General features: G+C 68.3%; 4 protein-coding genes. 3 read left to right on the top strand and 1 reads right to left on the bottom strand.

From position 1 onward, the window contains the following. Positions 1 to 125: 125 nt before the first annotated feature. Complete coding sequence (locus ACF08M_RS31145) at positions 126 to 2,450, bottom strand: Ig domain-containing protein (protein ID WP_392188601.1); 2,325 nt, start codon at positions 2,448 to 2,450, stop codon at positions 126 to 128. Positions 2,451 to 2,940: 490 nt separating this feature from the next. On the opposite strand from ACF08M_RS31145, the gene ACF08M_RS31140 reads away from it, so the two are divergent. From ACF08M_RS31140 to ACF08M_RS31130, 3 genes are all read left to right on the top strand, one after another. Next, positions 2,941 to 3,735 carry a FadR/GntR family transcriptional regulator gene (locus ACF08M_RS31140; RefSeq protein ID WP_392188600.1) on the top strand — a complete coding sequence of 265 codons (795 nt, stop codon included), beginning with the start codon at positions 2,941 to 2,943 and terminating at the stop codon, positions 3,733 to 3,735. 461 nt (positions 3,736 to 4,196) lie between these two features. After that, positions 4,197 to 5,495: an ABC transporter substrate-binding protein gene (locus ACF08M_RS31135; protein WP_392188599.1), complete on the top strand. Its 1,299-nt coding sequence runs from the start codon at positions 4,197 to 4,199 to the stop codon at positions 5,493 to 5,495. Next, positions 5,495 to 6,493, top strand: a complete 999-nt coding sequence (locus ACF08M_RS31130) for a carbohydrate ABC transporter permease (protein ID WP_392188598.1) — start codon at positions 5,495 to 5,497, stop codon at positions 6,491 to 6,493. The genes ACF08M_RS31135 and ACF08M_RS31130 overlap by 1 nt, the downstream gene beginning before the upstream one ends. Positions 6,494 to 6,500 lie beyond the last annotated feature (7 nt).

Here is a 6,500-nt window from a genome sequence, read left to right as displayed (position 1 = left end):
TCACACCCCCCCCCTTTTCCCGTTACCGGCGGGGCGGGGGGGGGGGGGGGGGCCGGGGCGGCCCCGGGGGGCCCCCCCGCCCCCCCCCCCCCCCCCCCCGGGGGGGGCCCCCCCCACGGCAGCGGTCACGGCCGCGTCGTCACCTTGTAGGTGACCTTGGCGTCGGAGATGATCCCGCCGTTCGTCGCGGTGATGGTGAACTTGCTGGTGCCGACGGCGGTCGGGATTCCGGTGATGCCACCGGTGTCCTGGTTGAGGGTCAGGCCGCGCGGGAGGCGGCCGTCGGTGACCTCGTAGCGGATGGTCCGCGGAGTCGTCGAGGTCACCTTGAAGGCGTACAGCTTTCCGACCCGGGCGTCCGTCGGCTCCGACGTGGCGAAGCCCGGCTTCGGGGCCTTGATCGACTGCGGGTCACCGATCGGCTGACCGGACGTGTCCATCTCCTGCAGCGTCCACTCGGCGTCCGGCGTGACCTCGCTCAGGTGCCAGTGCCTGCTCGCGACGGCCAGCTGCTTCTTCTGCTCGGCAGTGAACGCACCGGCTGCGCGTGCGGACTCCCACATCCGGAGGGCGGCGAGCAGCACGGCGGTGTTCTGCCCGGACTGGAGGCTGTTCACACTGGTCTCGAAGTTGATGCCGGCGTCGAGGGAGGCCGCGTGCGCCAGCGTGTCCTCGATCTTCTGCAGGGTGTCGCCGCCCGAGAGCCCCTGCTGGCCCATCATCCCGGGCAGGTAGTTCGCCCGGTAGAAGGTGTTGCTGCGGATGATCTGGGCGTAGCTCGTGGGGCCGATCTCACCCCAGCTCGCCCTGGACTGGGCGTCCCAGGTGTTCGACGCGAGGTTGCTGCACTCGGTGATGAAGTTCTTGGTGGTGACCTGCCGGTGGACGCCGTTGACGAGCCGTGCGAAGCCGTAGCCGCCCCAGCCGTTGTAGCCGGTGCCTTCAAGCCCGTCGTAGGACGTGGCGTGGACACCGCTGGTGTTGTAGGCGGTGGCCAGCCGGGTCGCGATCTCGTCGGTGATCGGCAGACTGGCCAGGGCGCCGCCGTAGCCGTTCTGGATGAGCCGGGCGACGGTGGTGCCGGCCGGGTAGTCCTTGGCGGCCGAGGACCACTGTGCCCGGCTCAGGCCGCCGACCTGCCACTCGGTGTTGCTGACCTTGGTGACGGAACCATAGGTGATGAACTCGTCGCCGATGCGCAGCCGTTGACCGTCGACGCCGGAGGCCAGCAGGCCGTCGGCATCCACGTACAGCGCGGTGTCCGCCCCGGCCAGCGGGCGGGTGAGCCGGGCGGATCCGCCCACCGCGAGCCGTGGATCGGCCGGCGCCTTCATGTACGGGTCGTTGGCGTCGATGAAGGTGGACAGGGTGTGCACCCCGACCTCGATGCCCTCCTTCGCCGCTGCCGCCACCAACTGGGCGGCCGCCGCGTCCGATCCGCCGAAGGAGCCGTTGAACTGGTAGTGCCCGTGCGACACCCACGGCCCGTTGCCGCTGATCGCGTAGATGTTCCGCACCCCGGCCTGCGCGGCGAGCTCGGCGGCCGCTGTGACGTTGCCCGTGTTGAGGTCGTGGACCCAGAAGTGGGTCTGCGAGGTGCGCTGGGCCACCTTCTGCCACTGGCCGTCCAGGGTGGGGTACGCCTGGTCGTGCTCCTTGGCGATCTGGCTGAGCACGGTCAGGGCGAGATCCGGCGCACTGCCGAACAGGGCGATCTTCGACCCGACGATCCGGCCCTCGGGCGCGGGCAGCGGGCCGAGCGGGATCTCGTAACCGTTGGTGCGCTGCCGGACCCGTACCTTGCTGTAGTCGTAGGCAGTGGCGCGCAGGACGCTGCCCCACGTGGTCTTCGCGGCGACGTTGCTCGCCAGCCACTCGTCCTTCGCGCCGGTCTGGAGCCCGTACGGATTCCAGACGAGATCGGGACCGAACCCGTACGCCAGATGCTCGTTCGGCCACCCGCCCACCGTCTTGTCGTTCAGCGGCCGGACCCCCATGACGAAATCGGAGTTGGCGACCACACCGGCCGTCTCGCCGATGGTGTCGCCGAGCGTCGTCGGCAGCGGACCCCACAGCAGCGTCTGCACATCCACACCCGAGGCGGCCGTCAGGCCGACGACTTCAAGTGTGGAATGCGTGGGAAACCCGACGGCCTCCACCTGGATCGTCACGCTCTCGCCGACGAACTCCAGGACCTGCCGGTGCTGCGCCCGGTCACGCGACACGACCCGCACCTTCGTGGGAACCACGCGCTTGCCGTCGGCCACCACGCTGACCAGCGGCACGGGGGTGTCCTTCGCCAGGTGGTCGGTGCCGTCACGCAGGTCCACCAGGCTGTCCACGTACCCGGAGTCGCTGATGCCCACCGACAGGAAGCCCGCCTCGATCCTCAGCGACGGGGACGTCCTGGTCCTGGCCGTTCGCGCGGCATGTGCGGGTCCGGCGGCCATGGCTACGGCCGTGGCCGAACTCAAGCCGCTGGCAACCAGAAAGCGACGCCTGTCCACATGTCCTCCTAGGTGAAGTGACTCTCGATGACGCGCGGGATCGCTGATCAACTGCCCGTGAACAGCACAGAGGGGCGCAAGGCCGGCAAACGTCGAGCGACGAACGAGGTCACCTGGATAGTTCGTATTCTTCAGCGGAGATGGTTCGCGCTGTTCCGGGGAGCGGGATCGGCGGACGGCCGTGAGCCGGAGAGCCCGTAGGCCTGCCCGTGCGGGGAAGTGCGCTTCCTTCTCCTGTGTAACTACCGCAGCACAAGTGCGGTCTAGCGTGCACGGCACGGAAGGGACCGTCAAGGCTTAGTTCGGATCTATTCCCGATGGTGCGGGTGCTCCGTGGGGCGGTCCGAGCACCCTGAACGGACGGCTCGGGAGGTATCTTGGGGGCCCAGCACTTGGCATTTCGTGACGGCATGCATCGGATACATGGAGCAGCATGACTAGATCTTCCCGGCCCGCGTCCGCGGCATCGGAGACGGAGACGGAGGCGGCTCCCTACCGCCCCGGCTACGAGGTCGCGGCGGAGCGCATCCTGGAGTACGTCGCCCGGCAGGGGATGGGGCCCGGCGACCGGCTGCCGACGGAGAAGGACCTGGCGGCCGAAGTGGACATGAGCAGGACGGTGGTGCGAGAGGGCGTCAAGATCCTCTCGGCCCTCGGGAGGCTTTCGGTGGAGAAGGGGCGCGGCATTTTCGTGGCGCACCCCAGGAACGACCTGTGGTCCGACACGTTCTCCCGGTTCCTGCCGACCGACCCGAGCCGCGTCGGCGAACTGTTCGAGTTCCGGCGCTTCACCGAGGCCGAGACCAGCGGGCTCGCGGCCGCGCGGGCCACTCCGGTTCAGCTCAGGGCGATCCGCGAGGCGGCGCGGCGCTCGACGGAGGCCGCCGAGCGCGACGACCACGAGTCGTTCGGCCGGGCCGATGCGGAGTTCCATCAGGCGATCGGCGCGGCAGCGGGGAACGCGTTCCTCTCCAGTCTGGTCGACGCGATCCAGCAGCTGCAGCGACAGGTCACCATCGTGGCCCTGGCCGACTCGGCACCGGGATCACTCGCCGGAGCCGCGGAGCAGCACCTGGCGATCCTGGAAGCGATCGGGGCCGGTGAGCAGGAAAAGGCCGCCGCCCTCATGGCCCGCCATATCGACACGACGGAACTCCAGGTCCAGCGAGAGATCCGCAATCGCATCTTTGCCGCTCCCGCCGTTCCCGCCGGCCCGGACAGGGCGTGACCGCGGACGACAGCCTCGATCGGCAGTACCCCCGCCTCCCCGCCCCGCCGCCCACACCGGAAACGACCGGGCGACGGGGCGACGGGGCGACGGGGCGGTCGAAGCGTGCCGGGGTCGTGCACCACACCACCGACGTGCCTCGTTCCTGTGAAGCGAATCCGCAGGATCCGGCGAACCCTACGGACATGTATCAGATCTATTGCGGCCTCGGTTGAGGTAATAACTCCTTCTCATCTCTTGACATGCCGTCGCGCGCGGACTTCCATACCCCCAAGGTGCCCTGACGGGCGAACGCTGAGGGGAAGCGGTCGCCCTCGAGAGCAGCAGGACTCTGGGAAGAGTCTGAACCATGTGACGGATTCGGTGGACGGTCGGCAGCGGGATTCCCTCTCTCGTCTCGGTACGAACAAGACAGCGACTCGGTACCGCCCCCGGACAACGACGGGTAGGGGAAGTTGAACATGACGCGCAATCCGATACTCACAAGAACCGCCGCCCTCGCAGGTGCCCTCCTCCTGGCCGGGTGCACGGCCGGCAGTTCCGGTTCGAGTGCGTCCACAGGCAACGGCGACAAGGTCACCTTGACCTTCCTCACCTTCGAAACGCCCAACCTGGACGCGAAGTACTGGGACGCCGCGATCGCCCGCGCCTCGGCGAAGGTGCCCGGGGTGACGATCAAGAAGCTCGTATCGCCCAGCGCCGACCGCACCGGGTACGCGAAGCAGCTCGACAGCACGGGCCAGTTCCCGGACGTCATGATCGGCCTGAACCCCGCCGGATTCGCCGAGGCGGGCAAGCTGGCGCCGTGGACGGACAAGGAACTCGCGCCGTACGAGAACCCCCGTGCCAACACCTACGACGGCAAGGTCTACCAGCTGCCCTACTCCGCCCAGACGACGCTCGTTTACTACAACAAGAAGGACTTCGCGGCGGCCGGCATCGACACACCGCCCCGCACGTACGGCGAACTGCTCGACGACAGCGCCAAGTTGAAGAAGAAGGGCATCAACCCCTTCGTGGTCGGCGGTGGCGGCAAGGACTCCTGGGCCGACATGTTCCCGCTGATCTGCACGGTTGCCACCGACGTCTACAAGAAGACGCCGGACTGGCTCTCCCAACGCGCCAAGGGCAAGGTCAAGTTCGCCGACCCGGCGTTCGTCGCCGCCGCCCAGAAGGTCGCCGGCCTCGCGGACCAGGGATACATCGACCGCGCCGGCCTTTCCCGCTCCTACGCGGACACCGAACAGGCCTTCCGTGACGGTAAGGGCGCGATGTATCCGATGGGCAGCTGGTTCTCCGCCTCGGCCGACACGCAGAAGCCGGACTTCGACACGGGCGTCTTCGCGTGGCCCACAGACAAGGGGGCCCCGGCACTCCCGGGTGTCCTCGGCGGCGGGATGACGGTGAGCTCCAAGTCGTCCGATGTTCCCCTGGCCAAGAAGTGGACCAAGGCCTTCATGGAGGACCAGAAGAACCTGGACGCCGCCGTCAAGGCCGACGGGCTCATCATCGACATCAAGGGCTACAGCCCGCCCAGCACCATGGGCCCCGTCTACAAGAAGACCGTGGCGGCGTATCGGCAGGCCCAGAAGGACGACGGGATCGTCAACTCGTTCTCCCAGGAGACCGGTGACGGCTCCCTGCCGCCCGGCCTGGCCGACAAGGCAGCGGCCGGCGTCCAGAATCTCCTCGGCGGCCGCATGACAGCCGGCCAGTTCGGTGCCTACATGGACGAGCAGTGGGACAAGGCCACCCGATAATGCGCATACGTACCCTGACCCGACCGGAGGGTTCCGCTGCCGCGCCCGCGGCGAAGGACAAGGCAGCAGTCCGGCCACCGGACACCCCCGCGCGGCGGCCGTCGCGACCGTCCCGGCGCTTCCGCCCGAACGGCGGAGCGGGCCGCTTCGCCCTCTTCGCGGCTCCCGGACTGCTCGCCTACCTGGCCCTCGTCCTGGTGCCGATCGGTATGACCGCCGGCTACAGCCTCACCAACAAGAACCCCTTCAACCCGCCGACCCAGTGGGTGGGCCTGTCCAACCTCACGGGCCTGTTCTCCGACGGCGATTTCCTCAAAGCACTGCAGAACACCGTCGTCATCACCGTGATCGTGACGCTGGTGACCAACGCCGGCGGCCTGGCGATCGCCCTGCTGCTCGACCGGCGCGGCTGGCTGTACAACGCTCTGCGCAGCGTGTTCTTCGTGCCGGTCGTGCTGAGCGCCGTGGTGGTCAGCGTCATCTGGCAGACGATCCTCGTCGACGACGGCCTGCTCAACTCCATGCTGCGACAGCTGGGCGTGAGCCATCCGCCGGGCTGGCTCTCCGATCCGAGCCTCGCCCTCTACACGGTCTCGTGGGTCATCGCCTGGCAGGGGCTCGGCTTCTGCGTGGTGATCTACCTGGCCGGACTGCAGGGAATCCCGCAGGAGTTGCACGAAGCGGCGGCCATCGACGGCTGCGGACCACTGATGCGGTTCCGCCATGTCACCTGGCCGATGCTGGCACCCGCCGTCACCATCAATACGGTCATGTCACTGATCGGCGGATTCAAGGCCTACGACCAGATCCAGGTGCTCACCAACGGCGGCCCCGGCCCCGGCACCACATCCACCCTCGCCTTCCAGGTGATCCAGACCGCGTTCAACGGCAACCACGTCGGCTACGCCTCCGCGATGGCCGTGGCGATGCTGATCCTGGTCGCGACCGTCTCCGTGATCGCGCTCGGGTGGCTGCAGAAACGCGAGGTGTCCGCATGAGCACGAA

The organism is Streptomyces sp. NPDC015032 (assembly GCF_043080425.1).
In the GTDB taxonomy this organism is placed as follows: domain Bacteria; phylum Actinomycetota; class Actinomycetes; order Streptomycetales; family Streptomycetaceae; genus Streptomyces.
The sequence above is the reverse complement of the archived record's forward strand: the minus strand, read 5'-3'. Positions and strand labels throughout refer to the sequence as shown.